The following is a 25,998-nucleotide window of genomic DNA, read 5'->3' as shown; positions in this document are numbered from 1 at the left end:
TTCCCGCGGCCGCCAGCGCGTTTCTCCGTCAGGCCGTCTAGAAAAATGCAGCCCTTGCACCTGCTTCTCGTCGAAGACAACGCGCTCGATGCGGAGTTGACGCTCGCCCAACTGGAACGCGCCGACTATGCGGTCGAGGCGCAGGTCGTCTACAACGAAGCCGATTTCGTCGCGCAAATCGAGGCGCGGCGCTTCGACGTGATCCTCGCCGACTTCGTGATGCCGAGCTTCTCCGGCATCGAGGCGCTGACGATCGCGAGCGAGCGCGCGCCCGATACGCCGTTCATCTTCGTGTCGGGGCTGCTCGGCGAGGAGCACGCGGTGGAGATGCTCAAGCGCGGTGCCACCGATTACGTGCTCAAGCAACGCCTGCAACGGCTGCCCGCCGTCGTGCGCCGCGCGCTGCGGGAAAGCACGGAGCGCCAGCAGCGTATCGCGGTCGAACGCGTGCTGCGCGAAACGGAGACGCACTTTCGCCTGCTCATCGATGCGCTCAAGGACTACGCCGTCATCACGCTTGATCCGGAAGGGCGCATCCGCACCTGGAACGCGGCCTCGGAGCGCATCCTGGGGTATCCGGCGCAGGACGTGGTCGGCCAGTCGGCGAGCGTGTTCCTGAGCCCGGAAGACCGCGACGCAGGCGCGTTCGAGGACGAACTCGCAACGGCCCGGCGCGAAGGCAGCGCAAGCGACGACCGCTGGCTCTGGCGCAAGGACGGCCATTCGTTCTTCGCCTCGGGCGTGACGACCGCGATCCGCGCGGAGAATCACGAGCTGATCGGCTTCTCGAAGATCATCCGCGACGCGACCGAAGCCCACATGGCCGCCGACGCGCTGCGTCTCGCGAAGGAGCAGGCCGAGACGGCGAACCGCGCGAAGGACCATTTTCTCGCGGTGCTCTCGCACGAATTGCGCACGCCGCTCACGCCGATCCTCGCCGCGGTGCGCCTTCTGGAGATGAAGCATCAGATGCCGGAGGGCGCCCATCCGACGCTCGACCTGATCCGCCGCAACGTCGAACTGGAAGCGCGGCTGATCGACGATCTGCTCGACCTGACGAGCATCGCGCGCGGCAAGCTGAGCCTGAATTTCACGACCGTCGCGCTCGATACGCTGATGTCGAGCGCGCTCGACATGTCCGTGTCCGACCTGCGCGTGAAGGGGCTCACGCTCGACACGCGCTTCGAGGCGGGCGCATCGCTCGTGCTCGGCGACGGCGCGCGGTTGCAGCAGATCGTCTGGAACCTGATGAAGAACGCGGTCAAGTTCACGCCGGCCGACGGGCGCATCGAAGTGCGCACCTGGAACCCGGATGCGTCGACGATCGCGGTGTCGGTGACCGACAGCGGCATCGGCATCAGCGCGGAGGCGTTGCCGCGCATCTTCTCCGCGTTCGAGCAGGCCGACGATTCGATCACGCGCGCGTTCGGCGGTCTCGGGCTGGGGCTCGCGATCGCCAGCACGCTTGCGCAGAAGCACGGCGGCACGCTGACGGCGCAAAGCGAGGGCCGCGACAAGGGCGCGCGCTTCACGCTGACGCTGCCGCTCGTGAAGGCCCAGCTGGAATCCGAGAGCTCGCCGCGCGCGACGGTCCAACCGGGCGACATCGTGCGCGCGCTTGGCGTGCTGCTCGTCGAGGACAACGAGTACACGTCGTCGGCGATGGCCGAGGTGCTCGAAGTGCTGGGGCACAAGGTCTCGGTGGCAACGACGGTCGCCGATGCGCTTGCGCTCGCCCAGGGCGAATCGTTCGACCTGCTCGTGAGCGATATCGGCTTGCCGGACGGCAGCGGATTGGACATCGCGCGCGCGTGGCAGGGATTGCAGCCGGGCAAGCCCTCGGTCGCGATCACCGGATACGGCATGGACGAGGACATCCGGCGCTGCCACGACGCGGGCTTCAACGATCATCTGACCAAGCCCGTCAACTTTGCGCGGCTCGAAGCGCTGATCCATGCGCTCGCACAGAAGCCGGCCGACGAGTGAAATTTTGTCCGCGCGTGTCGATTGCGCGGCGGGTCGCTCGTCATAGTGGTGGGGCGCCTGCCATTCCGGCCGGGCGCGTCCCGATTCGTCGGATTTTTACTCCAAAGGAGCCTCTGTCATGTCAACACCCGCCGTCAAGCCCATTCCCGAAGGCATGCACTCGCTGACCCCGCATCTCGTCTGCGCGGGAGCGGCCGAGGCCATCGCGTTCTACGTGAAGGCTTTCAACGCGGTCGAAATGGTCCGTCTGCCCGCCCCGGGCGGCAAATTGATGCACGCGTCGCTGAAAATCGGCGACTCGACGCTGATGCTCGTCGATGAAATGCCGGGCTGCGGCGCGCTCGGGCCGACGTCGCTGAAGGGCTCGCCCGTCACGCTCCATCTTTACGTCGAGGACGTCGATGCGGCCTTCGCGCAGGCCGTCGCCGCCGGGGCCAAAGCGACGATGCCCGTCACCGACATGTTCTGGGGCGATCGCTACGGCCAGGTCGAGGACCCGTTCGGGCATCGCTGGTCGATTGCGACGCACAAGCGCGACGTCACGCCCGCCGAGATGCAGGAAGCGATGGCGAAGATGGGGCCGATGAGTGGTCAGTGAGTCCCGAATGAGTCGTCAATGAAGCTTGCGAAAGGAGATTCCATGCAAAAGATCGCGACGTGCCTGTGGTTCAACGGCCAGGCGGAGGAGGCCGCGAATTTCTACACCGGCGTGTTCCGCAACTCGCGCATCGTCGAGGTGCTGCGTCACGGGGACGCGGGACCGGGTCCGAAGGGAAGCGTGCTGCTGGTGTCGTTCGAACTGGACGGCGTGGAGTTTCTGGCGCTCAACGGCGGGTCGGCTTTTACGTTTTCGCCCGCGACTTCGCACTTCGTGAAGTGCGAGACTCAGGCCGAGGTCGACTCGTACTGGGAGAAACTCCTCGAAGGCGGCGCGCCGATGGAATGCGGATGGTTGACGGACCGCTTCGGGGTGTCGTGGCAGATCGTGCCGACCGCGCTTCCGAGGATGCTGCATGACACGGACCCGGTGAAATCGGCGCGGGTCATGCGGGCGATGATGACGATGGTGAAGCTCGATATCGCGGGGTTGGAGCGGGCTTATAACGGTGACTGACCGATGCGGGCGATGCAGGAATGCCACGCGTCGCCCGCGTCGGCCAATTCGCCCATGGCGTGGCTCGCTGGCGCCGGTCGAGGACTTCCTTGACGACCGGCGCAGCCGCGCTATTTCCCCCGTTCCACCAGTTTCCCCGCCATGAACCGATGCTCCGGCGAAAACAGCCGCCGATAAGTCAGCACGACCGCCCCGACCGTCCCCAGCGCCGACGCCGCCGCGATCAGGAACATGATCACGATCTGATACCGCACCGCCTGTAGCGGCGACTGCCCGGCAAGCACTTGCCCCGTCATCATCCCCGGCAAGCTGACGAGCCCGACTACCGCCATCTGGTTGAGCGTCGGAATCATGCCCGCCCGCACGGCCTGCCGCGCGGGTCCCTGCGCGGCTTCCCAACGCGTCGCGCCCAACGCGAGCGACATCTCCACCGCGCCGCGCCCGGCGGTCAGTTCCTCGGTCATCCGCTCGATCCCGAGCGACACGCCCGTCAGCGTATTGCCGAGGATCATCCCGAGAATCGGAATCGCATATTGCGGCTCGTACCAGGGATGGATGCGAATCACGACAAACAGCCCGAACGCCCCGACGACCCAGCTACTCGCCCAGATCGACGCGATGCTGTCCGCGCGCTGTCCGGCGTAAGTGCGCCGTCCGCGATTCGATGCCGAGACGCCCGCGATCAGCGTCATCACGACCATCAGCGGCAGCACCACATACCAGCGGTCGAATGCGAACACCCAGCCGAGCACGTAGCCGATCAGCAGGAGTTGGACGACCGTGCGCACCGCCGCCCACGCGAGCTTGCGTTCGAGGTCGAGCTTCAGCGCGACCGACAGCGCGCCGTTCACGACGATCAGCGCCGCCGACAGCGCGATGTCGAAGAGACTCAGGTTCTGATAACCGTTCATGGCGCGCCCTCGGTGAGCCTGCCCGCGACCATCGTCAGTTGCCTTTCGCCTACGCGCCGCGCTTGCTCCGGGTCGTGCGAGACCCAGATGCTCGCCCGCGCCTGGTTCCCGGCGAACCACGCCTCGACGAGCGCCTCGATTTCGCGCGCGGAGGTTGGATCGAGCGACGCGGTCGGCTCGTCGAGCAGCAGCACGTCGGGGGCGAGTTGCAGCACGCGGATCAACGCCGCGATCTGCGCTTCGCCGCCCGAGAGCTCGCTCGCGCGCTTGTCGAGAAAATCCTCGCCGCGACTCGCCGCCGATGCGAGCCGTGCCACGGCCGCGCGATCGAAATGCAGGTCGCGATAGACCTTCAGCCCGAACGGATAGCGCAGATTGTCCTCGACCGAGCCGTCGAGCATCGCCGGCCGTTGCGCGATATACGCGACGCGCCGCCGGTACGCCGGCACGCCAGAGCGCGGGATCGCCGCGCCGCGCCACAGGATGCGGCCGGCATCGACGGGGTCGAGCAGGGCCAGCGTGCGCAGGAACACGCTTTTGCCCGAGCCCGACGGGCCGGTGATGACGGCGCGTTCGCCTTCGTGCAGGGTGAAATCGGTGGGGAACAGAAGCGTCGCATGGCGCACCGGATCGCGGCGCTCGATGGCGCAGGCGGCCACGAGTGCAGCATGCACAACCCGCGACGACGAGGACGCTGCGAGAGAATCGGGCATCGGGATCATGAAAAGTGAGAAAGCCAGCGATCTTAAGCCGAATCAGCGTGGGCGGTGCGCCGCCTGTTGCCGGGCACGCTCCGTGCTGGCCGAAGCACAACGAGAAAAAACGTTGGAGCCGTCATGGCAGCAGGCCGCACAATCGGAAAAATAGTCGCATGGTTCTTTGCCGTCCTCGCGGTGTTGATCGCGGTGCTCGTGATCGTTTTCCTGACCTTCGACTGGAACCGCGCGCGCCCGTGGGTCGACGACAAGGTGTCGCAAGCCATCGGCCGGCAGTTTCACATCACCGGCGACCTCAAGCTCGGCTGGCAGCGGCCGCCGGCGGAAACCGGCTGGAAGCGCTGGGTGCCGTGGCCGCGCTTTTCCGCGCAAAAGATCACGGTGGCGAATCCCGAGTGGGCGAAACAGCCGTTCTTCGCCACGCTCGACGAGATCGATTTCCAGGTCGCGCTCCTGCCGCTCCTCGCCCACGACATCGTGATTCCGAGCATCAACCTGGTCAATCCGTCGGTCGATCTGGAGCGGCTCAAGGACAATCGCAACAACTGGACGCTCAAGTTCAAGCAATCGGCCGAACCGTCAACCTGGAACCTGAAGCTGCACGACATCGCGTTCGCGAAGGGCAATATCGCCTTTTCCGATGAAATCACGAAGGCCGACATGCAGGCCGTCGTCGATACGCTCGGCCAGGCCGTGCCGATCGGCGAGGTGATGAAGCAGCAGGAAGAGGCGTCGCGCAAATCGTCGGCGGAGATGGTCGGCAAGGGCGGGGCGAGCAAGCTCGGCAAGCAGGCGGAAGCGGAAGCGGCGTCGGAGGCATCGGCGGCTTCGGCTGCGTCCGCCGCAGCCGCGGCGAGCGGTGCGCCCGCGAATCCCGCGAGCACGTCGGCGAATACCAGCATCACGACCAAGAACGGCCCGAAGCCGCCGGTGCCGCCCTACGGCATCGGCTGGACGGTGAAGGGCACCTACAACAAGACCGCCGTCTCGGGCGAGGGGAAGGTCGGCAGCGTGCTCGCCGTGCAGGACGCAGAGCGCCCGTTCCCGGTACAGGCCGACGTGAAGATCGGCGACACGCATATCGCGCTCGTCGGCACGGTGACCGATCCGGCGCATCTCGCCGCGCTCGACCTGCGCCTCTGGCTGCAAGGCGTGAGCATGGCGCATCTTTATCCGCTCACCGGCGTGACGCTGCCGGAGACGCCGCCCTACGCGACCGAAGGCCGGCTCGTCGGCCAGTTCAGGGAAGACGGAAGCGTCTTCAAGTATGAGAATTTCACCGGCCGCGTGGGCGGCAGCGACCTCAACGGCTCGCTCGTGTACGCGGGCCGCAAGCCCCGGCCGCTGCTGTCGGGCGAACTGGTGTCGCATCTGCTGCAGTTCTCCGACCTGGCACCGGTCATCGGCGCCGACTCCAACGCGAGCAAGGCGAAGCGCGGCGAGGAAAACCGCCAGCCGTCGAGCAAGGCGCTGCCGACCGAGGAATTCAAGACCGACCGCTGGAAAGCGATCGATACCGACGTGAAGTTCACCGGCCGCCGCCTCATCAAGGACCCGGACCTGCCGATCACCGACCTCTATACGCACGTCATCATGAAGGACGGGGTGCTGTCCCTCGAACCGCTCAAATTCGGCGTCGCGGGCGGCACGCTGGCGTCGAACATCAATCTCGACGGCAGCGCAGTGCCGCTCAAGGGCCGCGTATCGACGCAGGCGCGGCACCTGAAGCTCAAGCAGTTGTTCCCGAACGTCAAGACGATGCAGACGGCGCTCGGCGAAGTGAACGGCGACGCCGCACTCTCGGCGACCGGCAATTCGCCGGCGGCGCTCGCGGCGACCTCGAACGGCGAAGTCAAGGCGCTCATCACCGATGGCACGGTGAGCCGCCTGTATATGGAGGCGGCGGGCCTGAACGTGGCGAACGTGGTGTACGAGAAGCTGTTCGGCAAGCGCGACGTGAAGATCAACTGCGCGGCGGCCGACTTCGTGGCGACCAACGGCGTGCTGGAATCGCGCGTGTTCGCCCTCGATACCGACGACGCCGTGATCAACATGGACGGCCACATCGACCTGAAGACCGAGGAGATGGACCTCAACATCCATCCGCATACCAAGGGCTTCCGGGTGTTTTCGCTGCGCTCGCCGCTCTACGTGAAGGGGACGTTCAAGGACCCGCACGTCGGCGTGAGCGCGGGCGCGCTCGCGGTACGCGGCGCGGCGGCGGTCGGACTCGGGCTGATCAATCCGTTCGCCGCGCTGATCCCGCTGATCGCGCCGAGCAACAACAAGCCGCTCCCGTGCGCGCAGATGCTCGCGGACGTTCGCAGCGCGCCGAACGCGCCGCCGGCGGGCCAGCAGCAGAAAGCGAAGGCGGCGCCGTCGTACATGCCGTCGGACGCGGCGGCAGCTTCCGCACCGAAAGCCAGGGCGCCGGCGAGTTCATCGCCCGCGAGCGCGGCGCAGTATCGGGGGAGTTGAGCACGCGGGGTTTGCTGCCCTTCTGATCGTGGCATGGCTGGCGGCCCGCGACGCGAAAGCGTCGCCGGCCGCTCTTTTTCGTGCGCCCGTATCCGATGATGGAACGGAACGCTTCGCAGGCTCGTGTGCGACACTCGTCAGAGCACACATTTCCACGTTCCATTTTCAGCGCCACGTATAGTGGCCGCAGTGCTTTATAGCCTACGCATTCCTAACAGTTGCCGGGCGAACGGCCAGTCGGGCGCGAATCGCGGACACCGGTTTCATGTGACCGCGCAGCCTTTCATCGACCAACCTCCAAGCCATCATCGACCATGGGAAACCTCACCCGCTTCGTGTTGAACCGTCTTATCGCCGAACATCGCGTGACGCACCTGATCGAGACGGGCTATGGCCAGGGCACGTCTTGCAACGCGGCGCTCGACGCCGGATTCAAGCAGGCGTTGTCGTGCGAGATCTACGAGCCGCTGTTCGCGAAGGCGCAGCAAAGCGAGCGCGTGCAGGTCATGCACACCGACAGCCTCAGCTTTCTGCAATCGCCGTCCGTGGCCCATGCGCTGGACGACTCCCGCTGTCTGGTCTTTCTCGACGCGCACTATCCCGGCGCCGACCACGGCGGCGAAAGCTACTCGGACACCGGCCGCCCCGCCGACGAGCGTCTGCCGCTCCTGGCCGAACTCCAACTATTGCGCGGAAAAATCGACGGCGCATTGGTGATCGTCGACGACATCCGGATTTATCGACGCGATTTCGAGGTGGCGTTCGGGCCGTTGCCCGACGCGGTCGAGAATGCGTTTCACAAGGAAGCCGAATTCGTCGCATTGCTCGAAAGCTATCGCGCCACGCACAGCGTTCACTGGCACGCGGAGGACACGGGCTATGCGGTGCTCTGGCCGTTGGCGTGGGGCGCGTGCGACCTGACGAAATGGGTCCGTCCCGGCGACAGGACCAGCGCCGACATGCTGCATCTGGGCGTGCCCGGTACGACGTGCATGTCGATCAATCGACGCATGCACGACGCGCGCTTCAGCAATCGCTGGCTGGTCGGCAACGGCCTGGATATCGGCGGCGGGCCGGACAGCATCGGCCTGTATCGCGCCCTGTTTCCGCGCATGGGCAGCGTGACGGTCTACGATTGGGCGCAGGGCGACGCGCAGTTCCTCGCGAACGTGGACGACGCGCAATTCGACTTCGTCTACTCGGCGCATTGCCTCGAGCATGTGATCGAGCCGCGTGCTGCGATCCAGCAATGGCTGCGCGTGCTCAAGCCCGGCGGACATCTCGTCGTCACGGTCCCCGACGAGGACATGTACGAGCAGGGTGTCTGGCCGTCGACGTTCAACGGCGACCACAAGCACACGTTCACGATGTTCAAGCAGCGGAGCTGGTCGCCGGTCTCGGTCAACGTGCTGGAAATGCTGCAAGGGTTCGATGACGAAGTCAGCATCGAAAAGGTCGAGCGCCTGACTCAAGGCTTTCTGCCAGAACTTCCGCGCTTCGACCAGACGCGCACCGCGTTCGCCGAATGCGGTATCGAATTCGTTGTGAGGAAGCTCTGAGATGTCGCGCGGATGCGTGTGAAACGCGGCTCGCGACTCACACGAGGTCGGCGGTTCAAAGTCGTTGTCGATCAACGGCTTGCCACGACTACCGCGCGCTTATGAACAAGGCTGTCCACAAAAACTGTGGATAACAAGCGTGTGCTCGCGCGCTCGCTGGCGTGTCTGCGACGCTGACTCAAAGCGCATCGCAGACGTTTTAGCCATGCGAATCAACGGCGTAGGCGAGTAGCCCCGGGCTTGTCCACAGCCCTTTCAACATTCGCCGGGGATAAGTCATCCCCGTCTTCGATACGAGTGACGCGCTTTGAAGCGGCCACGATATCCGCTTTCGCGTCAGACACTTGGGCTCGTTGTCAGACGCTTGTCAACAGGGTGTTCCCCAAAGACTGGGGACAACCCGGGCGCGCGATCAGAAGCGGAAAGTCGCGGCGAGCGATGGGCCGATCGCATCGATCTGGAACAGCCCCGTTGTCTGCCACTCGCAGTCGAGGAAGCCACTGCCCCTAAGGTGGTCGAGGTGTCGTGGCGACCAAAACTCCAACGAGTTGTCGGCGCGTTCGACGGGCTGTTCCCGGATCGCTTGCGCGCGTGTCTATTCGTGTCTCGATCCGGCCGCGTTCGCCTGTTGCGTCAAGCCTGCGGGCGAGCCCATCGCCTGAAACAGCGACGCCGTATCCGAGAGGCGCGCGCTCGAATAGCGAATCGCGCTCAACTGCGCATTGCGGTACTGCTGCTCGCTCGCGCGAGCCGCGCGCGGCGGGATCGCGCCGAGCCGCACGCGTGCCGTGGCATCGTCGAATGCGCCTTGCGACGCGCGGCTCGCGGTCTCGGCCGAGGCGAGCGCCTGGCTGTCCTGCTCCAGCGATGCCAGCGTATTCGCGACGTTCTGGAACGCCGCGAGCACCGTCTGCTTGTAGCTGAGCACGGCGGCGTCGTAGGTCTTCTGCGCCGCGCGCCGCTCGGCGAGCAGGGCGCCGCCATGAAAGATCGGCTGCGAGAGCGATGCGCCGATGCTCCACAAAGCGCCCGCGCCCGAGAGCGCGGTCGGCCAGCTGAAGCCGCCTTTGCCCATCGACGCTGACAGCGACAGGCTCGGGAACAACTGCGCCGTCGCCACGCCGACTTGCGCGGCGGCGGCCTTGACGACGGCGTCGGCGGCCTGGATGTCGGGGCGCGTCGCGAGCAGTGCCGACGGCACCACCACCGGCACGTCCTGCGGCACGGCGAGGCTCGCGAGGTCGATGTCTTCGGGCGCCTGGTCCGGCGTGCGGCCGAGCAGCACCGCGAGTGCGTGGCGCGTCGCGAGCCACTGCGCGCGCAAGCCCGGTAACGATGCCGCGAGCGACGCCGCGCTCTGCTCCGCATTCAACGCATCCGAGCGCGACGCCGAGCCAAGTTCATAGCGACGGCGGGCGTCGCGCGCATCGTCGTTGGCGAGCGACACGAGGCGCTCGGTCGTATCGATCTCGGCGCGCAGCGCGGCCGCGCCGATCGCGCCGGTCACGATGTTCGCCGCCAGCGCGCGGCGCGCGGCATCGAGCTGAAAGGCCTGTTGATCGACTTGCGCGGCCAGTGACGCATTCGCGTAACGCGCCGCGCCGAACAGGTCGAACGTGTATTGCGCCTGGATCTGGCCGACGAACAGGTTGTAGAGCGCGGTCGGCGGGCCGAATTCGGGTATGCCGAGACCGAGCTGGCGCGAGGCCTGCGCACCCGCGTCGATCGACGGCAAGAGCGACGAGCCGATTTGCGCCTTCAACTGCTCGCGTGCGGCCGCGAGACTCTTGTCGGCGGCGGCGAGGTTCGGGCTGTTGCGCAAGCCTTCGTCGACGAGCGCGTTCAGCGCATCCGACCGGTAGAGCTTCCACCACTCGGGCACCGGTTTCGCAGCGGCGACGAAACGCTGCGACACGCCCTCGGCCGCGACGGTTTGCGCCGGCTGCGCGAGCGCGCCATAGTGCTCGGGTTGCGGCATCGCGGGCGGCGTGCCGCTCGGGCCGAACGAGCAGGCGGCGAGCGCGAGCATGAGTGTGAGAGAAGCCGCCGTCGCGCACCGAAGAACCGTGCCGTTACGGTTGCGCAACCGCGCCACTTTCCAGTCATTCATCATGGTTCGACTCCTTCCGGCGCATCCTCGCCGCGACCCGCGCGCTCGTCGTGCCTGACGCGAAACGACGCCGCATACAGCGCCGGCAGATAGAACAGCGTGAGCACGGTCGCGCTCGTGATGCCGCCCATCAGCGCGGTCGCCATCGGGCCGAAGAAGTCGCTGCGCAACAGCGGGATCAGCGCGAGCACAGCGGCTGCCGCCGTCAGCGTGATCGGCCTGAAGCGCCGCACCGTGGCGCCGACGATCGCGTCGAAACGCTTGTGGCCGGCGGCGATGTCCTGCTCGATCTGATCGACGAGGATCACCGAGTTGCGCATGATGATGCCGGACATCGCGATCACGCCGAGCATCGCGACGAAGCCGAACGGCTTGCCGAACGCGAGCAGCGCCGCGACCACGCCGATCAGCCCGAGCGGCGCGGTGAGCACGACCATCATCACCCGTGCGAAGCTCTGCAACTGGATCATCAGGAGCGTCAGGACGACGATCACCATGATCGGCATCTGCGCGTTGATCGAGGTTTGTCCTTTCGCGTTTTCCTCGACCGGCCCGCCGACCTCGATCCGATAGCCCACCGGCAGCGATGCACGCAGCGATTCGAGCTTCCTGTCGATCGCATTGGTCACGTCGATGCCCTGCGTGCCCGCCTTCACATCGGACTGCACGGTGATGGTCGGCTGCCGGTCGCGTTCCCAGATCACGCCGTATTCGAGATCGCTGACGACGCGCCCGAGCGTGCCGAGCGGCACCGGGCCATTGGGCGTGGGCATAGCGAGTGTCGCGAGCCGCGACGGATCGACGCGTTCCGCAAGCGGCGCGCGCAAATCGACGCCGATCAGCTTGTCGTGCTCGCGATACTGCGTGACGGTGTAGCCCGACAGCGACATCGCGAGAAAGCTCGACACGTCCTGCGAACTCACGCCGAGTTCACGCGCCTTCTTCTGGTCGACTTCGAAGCGCACCGAGCGCTCGGACGGCTCGTCCCAGTCGAACTGGACGTTGGTCGTGCGCCCGTCGGCGCGCATGTCGGCGGCCACTTGCTCGGCGATCTTGCGCACGGTCGCGATGTCGTCGCCGGAGACGCGCAACTGCACCGGATAACCGACCGGCGGCCCGTTCTCCAGTTGCGACAGACGGGTGCGGATCGCGGGGAATTTTTCGCGCAAAGTGGGTTCGAGCCACTGCGACAGCTTCTCGCGATCTTTCACCGTCTTCGCCGTGATGACGAACTGCGCGAAGTTCGGCTGCGGTAGCTGCTGGTCGAGCGGCAGATAAAAGCGCGGCGCGCCCGTGCCGACGAAGCTCACCACGTGATCGATTTCCGGGCGCCCCTGCAGCGTCTTTTCGAGGCGTTTTGCTTCGCGCAACGTCGCATCGAACGAGGCGCCTTCCTGCAGCCGCAGATCGACGAGCAATTCCGGCCGGTTCGAACTCGGGAAGAACTGCTGCGGCACGAGCGTGAAGCCCGCCAGGGCGATCACGAACAGCGCGACCGTCACGCCGAGCACGACGAAACGCCGCTCGACGCACCACGTCACCCAGCCGCGCAGGCGTCCATAGAATTTCGTGTCGTAGATGTCATGCTCATGGTCGTCGGGGAGATGCGCCTCGTGCGCCTCGCGCTTTCTTTCCGGCAGCAGCTTGTAGCCGACGAGCGGGATCAGCACGACGGCCGCGAGCCACGACACGATCAGCGCGATCGCCGACACTTCGAAGATCGAGCGCGTGTACTCGCCGGTGCTCGACTTCGCGAGCGCGATCGGCAGGAAGCCGGCGACCGTCACGAGCGTGCCGGTGAGCATCGGGAACGCGGTGCTCGTGTACGCGTAGGCCGCGGCGCGCGTGCGATTCCAGCCCTGTTCGAGTTTCACGGCCATCATCTCGACGGCGATGATCGCGTCGTCGACCAGCAGCCCGAGCGCGAGGATCAGCGTGCCGAGCGAGATCTTGTGCAGGCCGATGTCGAAGAAGTACATGAAGAACGCGGTGACCGCGAGCACGACCGGAATCGAGATCACGACGACCATCCCCGTGCGCACGCCGAGCGACACGAGGCTCACGACCAGCACGATCACGACCGCTTCGGCGACGGCTTCCAGGAAATCGTCGACGGAATTCGATACCGCGTGCGGCATGCTCGACACTTCCGCGAGCTTGAGCCCTGCGGGAAGATGGGCGCGCAGGTCGGCGGCCTTGGCGTCGAGCGCTTTGCCGAGGCGGACGACGTCCTGTCCCGGCTGCATCGTGATGCCGATGCCGAGCACCGGCTGCCCGCCCGAGCGCATCTGTGTCTCAGGCGGATCGACATAGCCGCGCTTGATCGTCGCGATGTCGCCGAGGCGAAACGAGCGGCCGTTCACGCGGATCAGCGTGTCGGCGAGCGCGTCGATGTCGGCGAACTGGCCGCTCGGGCGCACGAACACACGGTCGTCGGGCGTGTTCAGCGTGCCGGCGGGCGCGACGGCGTTCTGGCCGTTGACCGCCTGCGCGATCTGCTGCGGCGAGATGTTCAGGCGCGTGAGTTGTGTGTTCGCGATCTCGATGTAGACGCGCTCCTCCTGGTCGCCGAAATAATCGACCTTCGCGACGCCCGGCACGCGCAGCAGCACCGCGCGCAGTTGATCGGCGTAGTCGTGCAGTTGCACCGGCGAAAAGCCGTCGCCTTCGAGCGTGTAGATGTTCGTATAGACGTCGCCGAACTCGTCGTTGAAGAACGGACCCTGCACGCCTTGCGGCAGCGTCGCCGCGATATCGCCGACCTTCTTGCGCACCTGGTACCACTCCTCGGGCACATCCTTCGGCGGCGCGCCGTCCTTCATCGTGAAGAAGAGCAGCGACTCGCCGGGGCGCGAATAGCTGCGCAGGAAATCGGTCGACGGCGTTTCCTGGAGCTTCCGCGCGATGCGGTCGGTGACCTGTTCCTGCACCTGCCGCGCGGTGGCGCCCGGCCAGAACGTGCGGATGACCATCACGCGAAACGTGAACGGCGGGTCTTCCGACTGCGCGAGCCGCGTGTACGAAATGATGCCGAAGATCGTCGACATCGCGATCAGGAAGACCACCAGCGCGCGATGCCGCAGCGCCCACGCCGACAGGTTGAAGCGGCCTTCCTCGTGGCGATGGTCGTTGTCTTGCCCGGGTTCCGGCGCGCTCATGACGCGAAGTCCTCGGGATGCAAGGGTGCCACGACGCGCACTTTCTCCCCGGCCGACACCGTATGCACGCCTTGCCACACGACGCGCTCGCCCGCGTTCAGGCCGCGCGTGACGGTCACCGTGCGCTCGCCATAACGCGCTACGTCGACGCGGCGCAACTCCAGCGCGTTGTCGGACTTCACGACCCACACGGCGGGCTGCTGGTTGTCGTGGAATAGCGCGGTGGCGGGCAGCGTGAACGACGCGGCGTTGTGCACCGGCGCCGCTTGCGCGAACGTGACGTCCGCGGTCATCCCAAGGCGCACGTCAGGCGTCGGCGCTTCGATGGTCAGCTTCGCGCGATACGTGCGGCTCTGCGGGTCGGCGGCCGGCGACAGTTCGCGCACGCGCGCCGCGAACGCTTTGCCCGGCAGCGCCGCGAGCGTGACGTTGGCCCGCTCACCGACCGAGAGCGCCGCCAGCGCGCTTTCGGGCACGTCGCAGACCACGTCGATGTCGCCGTTCCACGCGAGGTTGTAGACGGCCTGGCCTGCCGTGACGTTCTGGCCGGTGTCGGCCTGCTCGGCGGTGATGACGCCCGCGTGATCGGCGGCGAGCGTGGTGTACTTCAATTGATCGGCGGAAAGGGCGGCTTGCTGCTGCGCCTGATTGCGCTGCGCGAGCGCCGACGCATACGCGTTCTGCGTCTGCTCCAGTTGCGCCGGCGCGATCAGGTTCTCCGCCGCCTGCGCGCGGTCGCGATCGAGCTGCTGCTTCGCGTAGTCGAGCTGATGCTGCGCCGCGTCGAGTTGCGCGGCGGCGCTTGCTGAGTTCTTCGATGCATCGGCGGGATCGAGCCTCGCCACGATCTGGCCGGCCTTCACGGCGTCACCCAGACGCACGCGCCGCTCGATGATCTTCCCGCCGACCCGGAACGACAGCGGCGTCGAATAACGCGGCTCGATCTGGCCGGGCAGGGTGGCGCGCGGCGGCTGTCCGTCGGACTGGATTGCCACGGCGACGACCGGGCGCAGCGCGGGCGGCGGCGCTTCCTTCTTGCCGCAGGCGGCGAGCGCCGTCACGACGAGCAGGCTCAAAGCCAGGCGAAAGCACATCGACGCAGACGCGCCGGAAGAGAAACGGATCACGGAAGACCTCGACACCGGGACGAGAAAAGCGGCTTGAATCGACGTTCCGAAGATGCACGCGGACGCAATTTCAAGATACAGGGGGCGCGGGAAGGAAGAGGGCGAGCAGTCTGAACACCAATAGCGACAAGCTTTCCAGGATCACGCCAGCAGATACACGGTGAATTCTAATACAGACTTGTATCCGAATGCAAAGGTGCATTTCGATGAATCCGGAGGGCGCCTTCGGTGCTAAACTCCGCGCATGAAACCCACACGCCTTACTCGCGAACAAAGCCGGGACCAGACGCGGCAGCGTCTGCTCGACGCCGCGCAGACGATTTTCATGAAGAAGGGATTCGGCGCGGCGAGCGTCGAGGACCTTGCGGCTGCGGCGGGCTATACGCGCGGCGCGTTCTATTCGAATTTCGGAAGTAAATCGGAGTTGTTGCTACAACTGCTCAAGCGCGATCACGAGACCACGATGGGCCGGATGCGTTCGATTTTCGAGGATGGCGAAGCCTCGCGTGCCGACATGGAGGCGCGGGTGCTGGAGTACTACAGCCAGGTGCATTTTGAGAACAAGTGCTTCTTGCTGTGGGTCGAGGCGAAGCTGCACGCGAGCCGCGATGCGAAATTCCGCGTGCGCTTCAATGCGTTGATGAGGGAGTTGCGGCAGACGACGACCGATTACATCCGCGCGTTTTCAGAACGGGTCGGGACACCGTTGCCGATGCCGGCGGAGCAGTTGGCGCTCGGGTTGATTGCGCTGTGCGACGGAGTGCAGTTCTTTTATTCGTCGGATCCGCAGTCAGTGCCGGGGGAGTTCGCCGAGGCGGTGCTGGCGGGTTTTTTTGCGCGCGTGGTGTTTGGGGCTGCGCGAGGAGATTAAACCGTTAGCGGCACAAACACATCAAACGGCTGAATACCTCACCGCGAGCGGCAGCGAAATCAAACCCCTGGCCCGCCGTTCGCCCCGAGCAATTGCTCAACGGAATCCGCATCGGCGTAATCCTGCTCCGGCAACGCATCGAACACGGTAATGACGTCGTTGCTCACACCGGCGTCTCGCGCGGCATCGACGATCGCATCCTTGTTCGCCGGATACTTGATCGCACGCAGCACCTGTGCGATTTCATCGTCGATCGGCTCGTCGTTCAAAGAGTGGCTGGCGTGCGTGTCGGTCATTCGAATGGTCCGGGTAGATAACGAAGCTAAGCAAAACGCGTCACGTCTGCACCTGCGTAGGCTGGCTCGCCATGCCATGGCTCGGCGCCCGCGACTTCGGCAATTTCACGTGTCGCCAGCGCGCATGGTCGAGGTCCTGAGCGATTATGTCCGGCGCCGGCGGCGACACCGGCGCGGCGTTTGCCCGCAGCGCGGCACGCATCGCGCTCGCGCCGACCGTCGAGCCGTCGGTGTCGCTCGTGTGCAGCGGCGCCGCATAGCACGACACGGAAACCAGAGCCATCGACAATATCGTTGAGGTCTTCATCGCTCAACCCCTCCTGACGTAAGCCACGGAAAAGCAACGAGCAAAGGCCATGCCAATTGCGTCTCGCGTGCCTCTGAAAATGCCAGCAGACCTGACTGCCCACAACGCGCGAGCGCCCCGCAACGGGAGCGCCGTGAACACACTTCGAGTGACTTCTGAAGTGCGCCCATACCGATGCCCGGCTTCGCCGCCAGGCATCCACGCGCTGCAAAATTGCACAGTAGCGCAAGTTCAGCGCGTCGTCGGGTTCAAACGGAAGTATGCGTCCAGTAGTGACGTCTTGTACACGACGCCGAGCAGGAGCGGCTGCGCCCGGCGCTCGATCACCGGCAGGCGCTCGCCCTGGAACGCGAGGAAGTGCTGCAGCGCCTCGCCAAGCGACATGTCGGGCGTGAGCACGTCGAAGTGCGGCTGAAGATAATCGGCGGCGGTCTTGGTCTCGGTGTCGCGCTCGTCCAGCAGGTCGGACGTGATGTCCTTTAGCGCGACCACGCCCTGGAAGTGCTCGCCGTCGTCGACGACATACAGATACTTCACAGGATATTCGAGGAACACGCGCGTCATCTCCTTCACGTTCGCCGTGAGCGGCACCACGGTGTCGGCGGGCTTGACCAGCTCGCGCATCTGCGTGGCGGCAAGCCGCGTGCGCTCCTTTTCCTCGCGCGTGCGGCGCAGCGTCACTTCATACATCGAGGTCTGCTCCGACGTGCGCGCGATGAAATACGCGACCACGCACGAGAGCATCAACGGCAGCACGACCTGATACGACAACGTCATCTCGAAGATCATCAGGATCGCCATCAGCGGTGCGTGCGTGGCGGCGGCGAGGAACGCGCCCATGCCGACCATCGCGTAGGCGAACGGCGCCGAGGTCGAATGCGGCCAGATCGTGTGCACTGCGATGCCGAACAGGCACCCGAGCACCGCGCCGACGAAGAGCGTCGGCGTGAAGATCCCGCCGACTGCGCCGGAGCCCGCCGTCGCGGCGGTGGCGATGATCTTGAAGACGAGCACGGTGAGAAGCGCGGTCCACGTCCACGGTTCGTGCAGCAGCGAGTTCACGACTTCGTAGCCATTGCCCCAGACTTCGGGCCACCAGATCGAGATCACGCCGACGATCAGTCCGCCGAGCGCGAGCCGCACCGGCAAGGGCAGCGGCAGCAGCGCGAAGCGCTTTTTCGATGCCGCAAGCAGCCGCAGGAAATGCGGGGCGAGCGCGCCGCACAGGAGTCCGAGCACCACGAACAGCAGCACTTCGACGCCGGTGATGGTCGGGAACACCGGCATCTCGTACGGCGGCCGGTAGCCGGCGAACTCGCGCATCGTAATGTTCGCGACCACCGACGACACGACGATCGGCCCGAAGCTTTCCATCGCGATCGAGCCGAGCACGATCTCGGTGACGAAGAACGCGCCGGCGATCGGCGCGTTGTAGGCCGACGTGATCCCGGCCGCCGCCCCGCATGCGACGAGCAGGCGCAGGCGCGGCGGATCGAAGTGGACGAAGCGCCCGATCAGCGATGCCGAGAGCGCCGCAAGCTGCACCATCGAGCCTTCGCGCCCGATCGAGCCGCCGCTCGCGATCGTGAAGAGCGACGAAAGGCTGCGCCAGAGGCTCTGCCAGACGGGCACGACGCCGTCGCCGATGGTGACGGCTTCCATGTAGTCGGCGTGAGCCTGCTTCGATGCGCGGCGCCGTGCGATCAAGAGACACACGCCCGCGATCAGTCCGCCCGCCGCCGGTACGACGACGCGCACCGGCCAGGGCAAGTGCTTCGCCATCTGCACGAAGTTGCCGGCCTCAACGCCGAACATTCGCTGCAACTCATCGATGCCTTCCCGGAACGCGGCGGTCGCGAAGGCGCCGGCGATGCCCACGATCACGGCCCACACGAGCATCGTGTGGTCATCGGAGAGGCGAAAGAGCGTTTGCGCGCGCGTGCGCAGTTTGAGCAGGAATGAAAGCACGTGAGCGGGGCGTTCGGGATGGGTTGAGCAAAGGGCGCCGCAAGGATAGCACTCGACCGGTGCGTGTTAGAAGCGTCGGGAGAAGCGTCGTCGTAAGCACCGGGCGACGGCGAAAAAAAGCCCGGACTCACCAGCGAGGCCGGGCTTCATGAGCGGATCGCGCGCATTACCACTTCGGCGCGAACGGCGGATTCGCGTGGCGGCGGCCTTCGTCGAGGGCGTCGATGCGGGCGATATCGCCGGCGTCGAGATTGAGCTTCTGTGCGTCCCAGTTGACCTGCTGGTGCTCCGCGTTCGTCGACGCCGACAGCACCACGATCCCGCGCGACAGCAACCATGCGAACGTCACCTGCGCGGGCGTCGCACCGTGCTTCTTCGCGATGTCGACGAGTGTCTCGTCCTTGTGGGCGCGGCCTTCGGCGAGCGGCATGTACGCGGTCACCTTGACGCCGAGCTTTTGCGTCGCCTCGACGAGCGCGCGATTCGCGAGAAACGGGCTGACTTCGAACTGGTTCGTCACGATCTCGCTGCCGCCCGGCGCCTGCAGCGCTTCCTCGAGCAGCGGCGCGGTGAAATTGGACACGCCGTAGTGCCGGAGCAGCCCGAGCTTGCGCGCTTCCTGGAACGCGGCGAGCGTCTCGGCGATCGGCACGACACTGTCGGGCGACGGCCAGTGGACCAGCACGAGATCGATCGCGCCGACGCCGAGCTTGCGGTGACTTTCTTCGAGGCTCGCGATCAGGGCGTCGCGGGAGAGCCGGTTCCACCAGACCTTCGTCGTGATCCAGACGTCCTCGCGCGGGATGCCGGAATCGCGCAGGCCCTGGCCGACTTCGGCTTCGTTGTCGTAGTACTGCGCGGTATCGATATGACGATAGCCGAGTTGCAGCGCGCTCTTCACAGACTGCGCGGTTTTTCCGGCGGCGACGCGAAACGTGCCGAGACCGAATGGGGGAATCGTGTCGATCATGCTGGCTCCTTGGGATGTCGTTGGGACGATGGTGACGTTACTTTGCGTCCTGATCGAGTTCGGGATAATGCCTGAAGATGCCTGATTCGTTGAACGGGATGCGCCGCTCGGAATCAAGGTAGCTCGCGATGTTCGGACGTTCGAGCACCGCGTCACGCAACGCGGCGACGCGCGGATAGTGCTGGCCGAATTTGCGCATCGCGCGCGGAAACGCGTAGGAGAGACCTTCGACGATCTGGAACATCGACAAGTCGACGTAGGTCGTGGTCTTGCCGGCCATCTGCGTGTCGCCGTCGGGATTTTGCTTCAGCACGCGCTCGAAGTAGCCGAAGAACTTCGGGATGCGCTGCTCGATGAAGTTCCTGGTGCGCACCTTGGCCGCTTCCTTCTGGTCTTCGTAGTAGAGGTCGGTGGCGAGCGGGTGATGCGTGTCATGCACTTCGGCGACCAGGTCCGCGATCGTCAGTTGCAGGCCATGCACGACGTAGCGCTGCGCTTCGTTCTTCGGCGCGAGGCCGAGCTTCGGCCCGAGGTAGAGCAGGATGTTCGCGACGTGCGGCACGATCAGGTCGCCATCCTTCAGGAACGGCGGGGCGAACGGGATGTGCGGCTCGGTCTTGCTGCCCATCAGCTTCAGCATCGCGTCGGTGCCCTGGCCGTTTTTCTTCGTGCCGCGCGCGACATCGACGTATTCCGCGCCCGCATCTTCCAGCGCAAGCCGGACGAATTCTCCACGGCCTTGCAGGCCGTCCCAGTAATACAGTTCGTAGGGCATGGCGTCTCCTCGTGGATTGGCTTGCTCGGGTGTTCGCTCGGGGCACACGGTACACGACACCGGGCACCAGCGTGAACCTCGAGCATCGTCCATGCCACACAAAAGCGAAAACCCCGCACGCGGCGGGGCTTTCGCAACCGGGTCCTGCTTCAGCCAAACATCCGCTCGACGCCCAGCGTGATCGCCAGTCCGCCGCCGATCAGCCAGACATACAGGATCGCGCCCGTGGCGAGTGCCCGCGGACCAGCCTGACGAATCTGCGCGATGCGCGTTTCCATGCCGAGGGCGGTCATCGCCATCGTAAGCGCGAAGGTGTCGAGCATGTTGAGCGTGCTGGTCGCGGCTTCCGGCAGGATGTGCAGCGAGTTGACGATCACCAGCGCGAGGAAGCCGAGCGCGAACCAGGGCACCGCGAGCTTGCCGCCTTGCTTGCCTTGCGCACCCTGAGCCGCACGCGAGCGGTTCAGCCACAGGCCCAGGCCGAGCAGCACCGGCACCAGCAGCATCACGCGGGTCATCTTGACGATCGTCGCGATATGCGTGGCTTCCGGGCTCAAGTTGCTCGCCGCGCCCACCACCTGCGCCACTTCGTGAATCGTGCCGCCGAAGAAGAGTCCCGTGCCGAGCGTGTCGAGCGGCAGCCAGCCGGCGTGCAGCGCGATCGGGTAGAGGAACATCGAAAGCGTGCCGAACAGCACCACGCTGCCGACCGCCATCGCGCTTTGATGCGGCTTCGACTGCAGCGTCGACTCGAACGCGAGCACGGCGGCCGCGCCACAGATCGCGCTGCCGGCGGCGGTGAGGAGGGCGGTGTCGCGGTCGAGCTTCATCAGCTTCATGCCAACCCAGGTGCCGATCGCGAGCGTGCTCACGACGATCAAGACCGATGCCGTGACGCCAGCCAGCCCGACCTGCGCGATCTCCTGCAGGCTCACGCGCAAGCCGAAGAACGCAACCGCGATGCGCAGCAGCTTGCGCGCCGAGAAGTTGACGCCGGCCGCCCAGCTATCGGGCATGCCGTGGCGCAGCGCGTTGCCATAGAGCGCCCCCGCGACGATCCCGACGATCAGCGGGCTGATGCCGAGGCCGGCGATGGCCGGAATCGCCGAAAGACGCGTGACGGCGGCAGCGAAGAGCGCGACGAACAGAATGCCGTTCAACTGGCCGCGCGTCGACGGCTTGCTGGCGACGAAATCCTGGGCTGTCGGGAGTGTGGACATGGCGGATGGGCTTAATTTTGGGATGTGCTTATCCTAGACTCGATATATCGATGTGAAAAATCGTCATTTAGGATGCCAAGTATCGGAATAGCCGATATTATTGGCACCATGACCCCAGACCAGCTTATAACGTTCGCTACCGTCGCCGAGCACGGGAATATCAGCCGCGCGGCGGTTGCGCTACATCTGTCGCAACCGGCGGTGTCGGGACAGCTTCGCCAGTTGCAGGACGAGTTCGGCGAGCCGCTTTACCAGCGCGACGGACGCGGCGTCCGGCTGACGGCGGCCGGCGAGCAACTGGTCCATTACGCGGCGCGGATCCGCGAGACTTACCAGCAGGCGCACGCCTTCCGCGACGCGCTGCGCGGCCTCGAACGCGGCCTGCTGCGCATCGGCGCGAGCACCACGCCCGCAAGCTACCTGCTGCCGTACCTGATCGCCGCGTTCCACCGGCAGTTTCCCGAGGTCGACATCACGACCATCAATGGCAATACGTCCGACATCGTCGCCGCGCTGCCGGCGCTCGACATCGCGATGATCGAGGGGCAGGTCGGCGAGGATTTACCCCCCGGTACGGGCGTCACGCCGTGGCGCGAGGACGAGATCGTCGCGATCGTGCCGGCTTCCCATCCGCTCGCGCCCGAGCGCGGCGAAGCCTCGCTCGAAGCGATCTCCGCGCATCCGCTCGTGCTGCGCGAAGGCGGCTCGGGCGTGCGGCAGATCGTCGAGCGCGCGTTTGCCCGCGCGGGCGCGCCGCTGCGCGTCGCGCTGGAGATCGCGGGCGTCGAGGGCGTGAAGGAGGCGGTGCGGGCGGGGATGGGCATCGGCTTCGTGTCCGCGATGTCGATGCGGCACGAAGACAGCGCGCTGCGGCGTCTGAGAATCGTGCCCGAACCGCTGACGCGGCGTTTTTCGATCCTGATGCCGCATTCGGCCGCGCCGTCGCGCGCCGCAGGGCGGTTTCTCGACCTGTGCCTGAACGAATCGAATTCGGGCTAGGGAATTCCACTATGGCGCGCTTCCGACCACCGGGCGCACCATTCGATTTGACAAGGACGCCACGGCGTCTTTTTTGAAAACCACGAATGGAACCGGTTCCATTTACACGATCAGGCGAGATTTCAGGTGAACGAGCGCAAATTCGAATCGCGGGCTGAAGTGGTGATCGTCTCCAGCGCGTTTGGGGCGGAGGCAATTCGCCGCGACGGCCACGCGTACTGGGCGGCGGCGGCTTCCCGTGCAGGCGCGAACGGATTCGAAGTGCGTCGCGAATTGTTCGCGGACGAATCCGACGCGGCGGCCGGCGCGCTGCGCGAACTCGGCGAGCAGATTCGCGCGCTCGGACTGTGGGCCGTGTTCTCGACGCCCGCGACGCTCTTCGCCGCCGACGGCGCCCTCGATCGCGACGCGCTCACGCAGGCCATCGACGAAGGCGCGGCGCTTGGCGCGCGCATCGTCAAGCTGCAACTGGGCGGAACGCCGGACGGCACGGCGACCGACGCCGCCACGCTCGACCGCGCGCTGACGGCGATCTCGACGTCCCGCGCGCAGGTGGTCGTCGAAAACGGGCAGTTGAGGGCGGGCGGCACGATCGATGCGTTCGCCGCATTGTTCGACGCGTTGCCGTTGGATTCGGACGCGCTCACGATGACCTTCGACACCGGCAACTGGCTGTGGGCCGGCGAAAACCCGCTCGACGCCGCGCAGCGCCTGGCGCGCCACGTCCGCTACGTGCACTGCAAGGCGGTGCAGGGCGAGGGCGCGCGGCGTTTCGCCGTTGCGCCCGCGGCGGACGACGCCAACTTCGCCGCGCTGCTCGCGCTGCTGCCGCGCGACGTCCCGCGCGGCATCGAATTCCCGTTCGACCCGGCGGCGCTCGAAGCCGACGCGGCGGCCAGGGTCGCGTGGCTCGCGACAGCCTGAAACGAGCTGGAAACGAGTCCGAAGCGACTATTCCTCAAGAGAAGAGACAGATCATGCAAGCACAATCCCAAGCGCTCGATGTCGTGACCTACGGTGAAGCCATGACGATGTTCGTGGCCGCCGAGACCGGCGATCTCGCGAAAGTCGGCCAGTTCACGAAGCGCGTGGCCGGTGCCGACCTGAACGTCGCGATCGGCCTGTCGCGGCTCGGTTTCAAGGTGGGCTGGATGAGCCGCGTCGGCCGCGATTCGTTCGGGCGCTACGTGCTCGACGTGCTGGCGGCCGAAGGCATCGACGCCAGCCGCGTCACGCTCGACGATCGCTATCCGACCGGTTTCCAGTTGAAATCGAAGAACGACGACGGCAGCGATCCCGCGGTCGAATATTTTCGGAAGGGGTCGGCGGCGAGCCATCTGTCGCTCGACGATTACGCCGCCGACTACGTGACCGGCGCCCGCCACCTGCACCTGACGGGCGTCGCGCCCGCGATTTCGGCGACCTCGTGCGAACTCGCGTTCCACATGGCCCGCGAGATGCGTGCTGCCGGCAAGACCATTTCCTTCGATCCGAACCTGCGCCCGACGCTCTGGCCGTCGCGCGAGGCGATGGCCGAGTCGCTCAACGCGCTTGCCGCGCTCGCCGACTGGGTGTTGCCGGGCGTGAGCGAAGGTCTCGCGCTGACGGGCTACGACAAGCCGGAGGACATCGCCCGCTTCTACCTCGATCAGGGCGCGAAGGGCGTGATCGTCAAGCTCGGCGCGCACGGCGCGTACTTCCGCACGGCGGACGACGAAGGCATCGTGCCGGCGATTCCGGTCGCGAAGGTCGTCGACACGGTCGGCGCCGGGGATGGCTTCGCGGTCGGCGTGGTGAGCGCGCTGCTCGAAGGCCGCGACTTGCGGCACGCACTGGAACGCGGAAACCGCATCGGCGCGCTCGCGATCCAGGTGATCGGCGACAGCGAAGGCCTGCCGACGCGCGCCCAGTTGACCGCTCTGGAAGCACCCGAGAACTTGTCGGGCGAGACGGCAAAAGCCACGCTGAACATCGCCTGACCCAGCCGAATATCCGCGCACATCTGCGAAATATTCGCGACTACCGAGATTACCGGAGACAAACATGCAAACCCCGACCTCACCCAAGCTAGCCGTTCGCCGCTGGTGGGCGATCATGCCGATCGTCTTCATCACCTACAGCCTTGCGTATCTCGACCGCGCGAACTACGGTTTCGCCGCCGCTGCCGGCATCAACCACGACCTTGGGATCAGCAAGGGCCTGTCGTCGCTGATCGGCGCGCTGTTTTTCCTCGGCTATTTCTTCTTCCAGATTCCCGGCGCGATCTACGCCGAGCGGCGCAGCGTGAAGAAGCTCGTGTTCGTCAGCCTGGTTCTCTGGGGCGGGTGCGCGGCGCTCACGGGCATGGTGAGCAACATTCCCTCGCTGATGGTGATCCGCTTCGTGCTCGGGGTCGTCGAGGCGGCCGTGATGCCCGCGATGCTCGTCTTCATCGCGAACTGGTTCACGAAGTCCGAGCGTTCGCGGGCGAACACCTTCCTGATTCTCGGCAATCCGGTGACGGTGCTGTGGATGTCGGTGGTGTCCGGGTATCTGGTGAATTCCTTCGGCTGGCGGCACATGTTCATTGCCGAAGGCGTGCCGGCGATCGTGTGGGCGGTGATCTGGTGGTTCATCGTGCAGGACAAGCCGGCGGAGGCGAAGTGGCTCACCGCGCAGGAAAAGAGCGATCTCGACGCCACCTTGCGCGCCGAGCAGGCCGCGATCAAGCCGGTGAAGAACTATGGCGAAGCGTTCCGCTCGCCGGCGGTGATCAAGTTGTGCGCGCAGTATTTCTGCTGGAGCATTGGCGTGTATGGTTTCGTGCTGTGGCTGCCGTCGATTCTGAAGAATGCGTCGAGTTTCGGCATGGTGGAGACGGGGTGGCTATCGGCCGTGCCGTATCTTGCCGCGACCATTGCGATGATCGCGGCGTCGTGGGCGTCGGACAAGCTGGATCGCCGGAAGCTTTTTGTGTGGCCGTTCCTGCTGATTGGCGCGGTGGCGTTTGCGGGATCGTATTTGCTCGGGTCGACGAATTTCTGGGCTTCGTACGCATTGCTCGTGATTGCCGGTGCCGCGATGTACGCGCCGTACGGGCCGTTTTTTGCGATCGTGCCGGAGTTGTTGCCGAAGAATGTCGCCGGCGGGGCGATGGCGCTGATCAACAGCATGGGCGCGCTGGGGTCGTTCGTCGGGTCGTATGTCGTGGGGTATCTGAATGGGGCGACCGGGTCGCCGGGGGCCTCGTATGTGTTCATGAGCGTGGCGCTCGTGGCTGCCGTGGTGCTTACACTTGCCGTGAAGCCGCAGCAGGGTGCGGCGCAGAGCGGGGGGAAGCTTGCTGCGCGGTAGGATTGGGGGCTGGCGCTTGGGGTTGGGGGTGGGGTGTGGTTTACGCCGTTTGATGCGCTTGTGCTCCTATGGAACTTGTTTTGTTTTTGGTTTATTTGCT

21 protein-coding genes are annotated in these 25,998 nt (G+C 65.7%); 10 read left to right on the top strand and 11 right to left on the bottom strand.

Translation table 11 applies throughout. The annotated features are described in order from the left end of the window. The first annotated feature begins 45 nt into the window (after positions 1 to 45). The 3 genes from AWB68_RS22570 (at position 46) to AWB68_RS22560 (ending at position 3,100) form a co-directional block, all read left to right on the top strand. Positions 46 to 1,986, top strand: a complete 1,941-nt coding sequence (locus AWB68_RS22570; protein ID WP_087646567.1) for a hybrid sensor histidine kinase/response regulator — start codon at positions 46 to 48, stop codon at positions 1,984 to 1,986. A 118-nt stretch (positions 1,987 to 2,104) separates the two neighbouring features. Continuing rightward, entirely contained in the window at positions 2,105 to 2,584 is a 480-nt protein-coding gene (locus AWB68_RS22565; RefSeq protein WP_087646566.1) for a VOC family protein, read from the top strand. 42 nt (positions 2,585 to 2,626) lie between these two features. Then, on the top strand, positions 2,627 to 3,100 hold the full coding sequence (locus AWB68_RS22560; protein WP_087646591.1) for a VOC family protein: 474 nt from the start codon (positions 2,627 to 2,629) through the stop codon (positions 3,098 to 3,100). 110 nt (positions 3,101 to 3,210) lie between these two features. On the opposite strand, the gene AWB68_RS22555 is transcribed toward AWB68_RS22560, so the two are convergent. Together AWB68_RS22555 and AWB68_RS22550 are read right to left on the bottom strand one after the other, a co-directional pair. Then, entirely contained in the window at positions 3,211 to 4,011 is an 801-nt protein-coding gene (locus tag AWB68_RS22555; RefSeq protein WP_087646565.1) for an ABC transporter permease, read from the bottom strand. Next, the gene (locus tag AWB68_RS22550) at positions 4,008 to 4,724 is read right to left on the bottom strand and encodes an ABC transporter ATP-binding protein (protein WP_087646564.1); all 717 of its coding nucleotides are present in this window, start codon (positions 4,722 to 4,724) and stop codon (positions 4,008 to 4,010) included. The genes AWB68_RS22555 and AWB68_RS22550 overlap by 4 nt, the downstream gene beginning before the upstream one ends. A gap of 123 nt (positions 4,725 to 4,847) precedes the next feature. Between AWB68_RS22550 and AWB68_RS22545 the strand changes: the two genes are divergently transcribed. Both AWB68_RS22545 and AWB68_RS22540 read left to right on the top strand, forming a co-directional pair. Continuing rightward, complete coding sequence (locus tag AWB68_RS22545; protein WP_087646563.1) at positions 4,848 to 7,205, top strand: AsmA family protein; 2,358 nt, start codon at positions 4,848 to 4,850, stop codon at positions 7,203 to 7,205. A gap of 314 nt (positions 7,206 to 7,519) precedes the next feature. Continuing rightward, positions 7,520 to 8,764 (top strand): methyltransferase domain-containing protein, encoded by a 1,245-nt coding sequence (locus tag AWB68_RS22540; RefSeq protein ID WP_087646562.1) that lies wholly within the window; start codon positions 7,520 to 7,522, stop codon positions 8,762 to 8,764. Positions 8,765 to 9,359: 595 nt separating this feature from the next. Here AWB68_RS22540 and AWB68_RS22535 read toward each other — a convergent pair. From AWB68_RS22535 to AWB68_RS22525, 3 genes are all read right to left on the bottom strand, one after another. After that, complete coding sequence (locus AWB68_RS22535; RefSeq protein WP_235028452.1) at positions 9,360 to 10,793, bottom strand: efflux transporter outer membrane subunit; 1,434 nt, start codon at positions 10,791 to 10,793, stop codon at positions 9,360 to 9,362. Positions 10,794 to 10,873: 80 nt separating this feature from the next. Further along, on the bottom strand, positions 10,874 to 14,032 hold the full coding sequence (locus AWB68_RS22530; RefSeq protein WP_087646561.1) for an efflux RND transporter permease subunit: 3,159 nt from the start codon (positions 14,030 to 14,032) through the stop codon (positions 10,874 to 10,876). After that, a complete protein-coding gene (locus AWB68_RS22525) occupies positions 14,029 to 15,126 on the bottom strand; it encodes an efflux RND transporter periplasmic adaptor subunit (protein ID WP_087646589.1) in 1,098 nt (365 codons plus the stop codon). Before AWB68_RS22525 ends, AWB68_RS22530 begins: the two co-directional genes overlap by 4 nt. A 277-nt stretch (positions 15,127 to 15,403) precedes the next feature. On the opposite strand from AWB68_RS22525, the gene AWB68_RS22520 reads away from it, so the two are divergent. Beyond that, the gene (locus AWB68_RS22520) at positions 15,404 to 16,030 is read left to right on the top strand and encodes a TetR/AcrR family transcriptional regulator (RefSeq protein ID WP_087646560.1); all 627 of its coding nucleotides are present in this window, start codon (positions 15,404 to 15,406) and stop codon (positions 16,028 to 16,030) included. Positions 16,031 to 16,089: 59 nt separating this feature from the next. Here AWB68_RS22520 and AWB68_RS22515 read toward each other — a convergent pair whose 3' ends face one another. The 6 genes from AWB68_RS22515 to AWB68_RS22490 form a co-directional block, all read right to left on the bottom strand. After that, on the bottom strand, positions 16,090 to 16,326 hold the full coding sequence (locus tag AWB68_RS22515) for a DUF2795 domain-containing protein (RefSeq protein WP_087646559.1): 237 nt from the start codon (positions 16,324 to 16,326) through the stop codon (positions 16,090 to 16,092). 40 nt (positions 16,327 to 16,366) lie between these two features. Beyond that, positions 16,367 to 16,609, bottom strand: coding sequence for a hypothetical protein (locus AWB68_RS22510; protein WP_374729598.1), 243 nt, complete (start codon positions 16,607 to 16,609; stop codon positions 16,367 to 16,369). A gap of 255 nt (positions 16,610 to 16,864) precedes the next feature. Next, on the bottom strand, positions 16,865 to 18,601 hold the full coding sequence (locus AWB68_RS22505) for a ClcB-like voltage-gated chloride channel protein (RefSeq protein ID WP_087646557.1): 1,737 nt from the start codon (positions 18,599 to 18,601) through the stop codon (positions 16,865 to 16,867). 166 nt (positions 18,602 to 18,767) lie between these two features. Further along, on the bottom strand, positions 18,768 to 19,571 hold the full coding sequence (locus AWB68_RS22500; protein ID WP_087646556.1) for an aldo/keto reductase: 804 nt from the start codon (positions 19,569 to 19,571) through the stop codon (positions 18,768 to 18,770). 37 nt (positions 19,572 to 19,608) lie between these two features. After that, a complete protein-coding gene (locus tag AWB68_RS22495) occupies positions 19,609 to 20,346 on the bottom strand; it encodes a glutathione S-transferase (protein ID WP_087646555.1) in 738 nt (245 codons plus the stop codon). A gap of 149 nt (positions 20,347 to 20,495) precedes the next feature. Then, the gene (locus AWB68_RS22490; protein ID WP_087646554.1) at positions 20,496 to 21,566 is read right to left on the bottom strand and encodes a YeiH family protein; all 1,071 of its coding nucleotides are present in this window, start codon (positions 21,564 to 21,566) and stop codon (positions 20,496 to 20,498) included. 108 nt (positions 21,567 to 21,674) lie between these two features. Between AWB68_RS22490 and AWB68_RS22485 the strand changes: the two genes are divergently transcribed. From AWB68_RS22485 to AWB68_RS22470, 4 genes are all read left to right on the top strand, one after another. After that, complete coding sequence (locus AWB68_RS22485) at positions 21,675 to 22,565, top strand: LysR family transcriptional regulator (RefSeq protein WP_087646553.1); 891 nt, start codon at positions 21,675 to 21,677, stop codon at positions 22,563 to 22,565. 126 nt (positions 22,566 to 22,691) lie between these two features. Further along, positions 22,692 to 23,489, top strand: a complete 798-nt coding sequence (locus AWB68_RS22480; protein ID WP_087646552.1) for a sugar phosphate isomerase/epimerase family protein — start codon at positions 22,692 to 22,694, stop codon at positions 23,487 to 23,489. Between the two features lie 53 nt (positions 23,490 to 23,542). Further along, positions 23,543 to 24,544 carry a sugar kinase gene (locus AWB68_RS22475; RefSeq protein WP_087646551.1) on the top strand — a complete coding sequence of 334 codons (1,002 nt, stop codon included), beginning with the start codon at positions 23,543 to 23,545 and terminating at the stop codon, positions 24,542 to 24,544. A 64-nt stretch (positions 24,545 to 24,608) separates the two neighbouring features. Continuing rightward, positions 24,609 to 25,898, top strand: a complete 1,290-nt coding sequence (locus AWB68_RS22470; protein WP_087646550.1) for an MFS transporter — start codon at positions 24,609 to 24,611, stop codon at positions 25,896 to 25,898. Positions 25,899 to 25,998 lie beyond the last annotated feature (100 nt).

The sequence above is a fragment of the Caballeronia choica genome, assembly GCF_001544535.1.
Lineage (GTDB): Bacteria > Pseudomonadota > Gammaproteobacteria > Burkholderiales > Burkholderiaceae > Caballeronia > Caballeronia choica.
The sequence above is the reverse complement of the archived record's forward strand: the minus strand, read 5'-3'. Positions and strand labels throughout refer to the sequence as shown.